At 35.2% G+C, this 2,583-nt stretch carries 3 protein-coding genes; all 3 read left to right on the forward strand.

Annotated features, from left to right (window positions below; genetic code table 11):
• Positions 1-1,471 (forward strand): M1 family aminopeptidase (locus tag AACY61_RS12185; protein ID WP_339611847.1); only part of this gene is annotated, 1,471 nt, incomplete at its 5' end.
• A 175-nt stretch (positions 1,472-1,646) separates the two neighbouring features.
• Complete coding sequence (gene ccoS / locus AACY61_RS12190; RefSeq protein ID WP_339611848.1) at positions 1,647-1,874, forward strand: cbb3-type cytochrome oxidase assembly protein CcoS; 228 nt, start codon at positions 1,647-1,649, stop codon at positions 1,872-1,874.
• A gap of 2 nt (positions 1,875-1,876) precedes the next feature.
• A partial coding sequence (locus tag AACY61_RS12195) for a cbb3-type cytochrome c oxidase subunit I (protein ID WP_339611849.1) occupies positions 1,877-2,583 on the forward strand: 707 nt, incomplete at its 3' end.

The following is a 2,583-nucleotide window of genomic DNA, read 5'->3' on the forward strand; positions in this document are numbered from 1 at the left end:
TGAAACGTCTAATTCAGGAATTCCACTTGTTTATTACATTGACCCTTTAGACAGCTATAAACAGGGTTCAACTTATCGCTACACTCGTCAGCTTTTTGATTTTTTAGAATCAGAAATAGGGATTGAGTATCCCTGGCAAAATTACAAACAAGTGCCCGTTCGGGATTTTCTTTATGCCGGTATGGAAAATACTACTTTGACAGTTTTTTCGGAAGCCTTTGTGGTGGACTCTATTGGTTTTACAGACCGAAATTATGTACATGTAAATGCTCATGAGCTTGCTCATCAGTGGTTTGGAAATTTGGTTACTGCAACAAGTAGTGAGCATCATTGGTTACAGGAAGGGTTTGCTACCTATTATGCTTTACTTGCCGAACGTGAAGTATTTGGTCATGATTACTATTACTGGAAACTTTATGAATCTGCTGAGCAATTAATAGAATTAAGTAATCAGGGAAAAGGGGAACCCCTGTTGAAAAAAGGAGCAAGTTCATTGACATACTACCAAAAGGGTGCCTGGGCGTTACATATACTCAGAGAACAAGTGGGAGATTTGGCTTTTAGGCAAGCGATTCAAAATTATTTAAAAAAATATCAGTTTAAATCAGCTGTTACAGAAGATTTTTTAAATGAATTAGAATACCTCACAAACCAATCATTAGATTGGTTTCGAGATGATTGGTTGAATCAGTTGGCGTTTAAAGCTACTCAGGCAATGAATTCGTTGCGAAAATCTCCTTTTATTGAGCACTATATGAGTTTATTGACTTTGTCAGACAAACCACTTGAAGAGAAGCAATCAATTTTCAATGTGCTTTTAAAACCACCTGTGAATGATTATTTAGGTCAGGCAGTGGTTTTTCAGCTATCAGAAGAAGCCATTGAACAAAGCATCCCTTTTTTTCAAAAAGCTTTTAGAAGTGAATCTATTCTGATTCGTCAGGCAATTGCTTTAAGCCTAGAAAAAATACCTTTAGAATTAAAACAAGATTACGAGACTTTACTAACTGATGCTTCTTATTTAACACAGGAAGCCGCCTTGTATCATCTATGGGTAAATTTTCCTGAAAAAAGATCACATTATCTTGATGCGACTTCCAATTTTATTGGCTTTCAGGACAAAAATGTGAGACAGCTCTGGCTGGCATTGGCACTGGCTACTGATGGCTATCAGGACCATTTGAAACAAGAACTTTTTAAGGAGCTAAGCGCTTATTCGTCTTCGGAGTATAGTTTCGAAATTAGGCAACTGGCATTTCAATATCTTTATAGTTTGGATGGTTTTACAAATCAAAATCTGATTAATTTATTAGACGCGTGCTTGCATCCCAATTGGCGTTTTAGATCCAGAAGTCGTGAACTGTTAAGCAACCTGGTTGTCAAAAATGAGGAGGTTAAGTTACAATTAGTCAATTTAAAACAAAACCTTCCTTTAAATCAACTTCAGTATTTAAATACTATTTTAAACTAAAAATTTAATAATAATTTCAAATTTAAACTACTTTGTTTAAGTCTTTTCCTAAACAAAAAACTTAAATTTTGTAATTTTAAACAACTAATTAGTTTATTGTAATTTCATTGAAGTATGACAAATGTCATTTTTTCTGGAATGAAGTACAATTACTTTTGAAAACAAACTTATACAGATGAATATTATCTACTTAACCTTGATTATCAGCACATTGGTTGCAATTGTTTTTTTTGTCATTTTTATATTCAGTTTGAAAAAAGGTCAATATGATGATACTTACACTCCTTCAGTGCGCATGCTTTTTGATGACGAGTTGGTTAAAGATAAATCTTCAAATCAAAATAAAGAACACAAAAACACTTCAAAAACCAATAAATCAACAACTAACAAATCAGATTTCTAATTATGGAATTACAGCAATTTTATTACGATAATAAAATCGTAAAGAAGTTTATTTATGCTACCCTATTATGGGGAGTAGTGGGAATGTCAGTAGGGCTTTTACTGGCATTTATGTTTATGTTCCCGAACATGACTGATGGGGTTTCTTGGCTAAGCTTTGGACGCTTACGGCCACTTCATACCAATGCAGTGATTTTTGCATTTGTGGGGAACGCAATTTTTGCGGGGGTTTATTATTCCATGCAACGCCTTCTGAAAGCTCGTATGTATAGTGACTGGCTTAGTAATATTAACTTTTGGGGTTGGCAATTTATAATAGTAGCAGCCGCAATCACACTTCCGTTAGGATATACATCTTCCAAAGAATATGCAGAGCTGGAATGGCCTATTGATATTGCTATTGCAGTAGTTTGGGTAGCTTTCGGGATCAATATGATTGGAACCATTCTTCGTAGGAGGCAGCGTCACTTGTATGTGGCAATCTGGTTTTATCTGGCAACGTTTGTAACTGTAGCTGTACTTCATATTTTTAATAGTTTGGCACTTCCGGTAGATGGATTGAAGAGTTATTCAGTCTATGCCGGTGTTCAAGATGCATTGGTTCAGTGGTGGTATGGGCATAATGCAGTAGCCTTTTTCCTTACTACGCCATTTTTAGGATTGATGTATTATTATGTGCCAAAAATTGCTAACAGGCCGGTGTATTCCTA

The sequence above is a fragment of the uncultured Planktosalinus sp. genome (assembly GCF_963973675.1).
In the GTDB taxonomy this organism is placed as follows: domain Bacteria; phylum Bacteroidota; class Bacteroidia; order Flavobacteriales; family Flavobacteriaceae; genus Planktosalinus.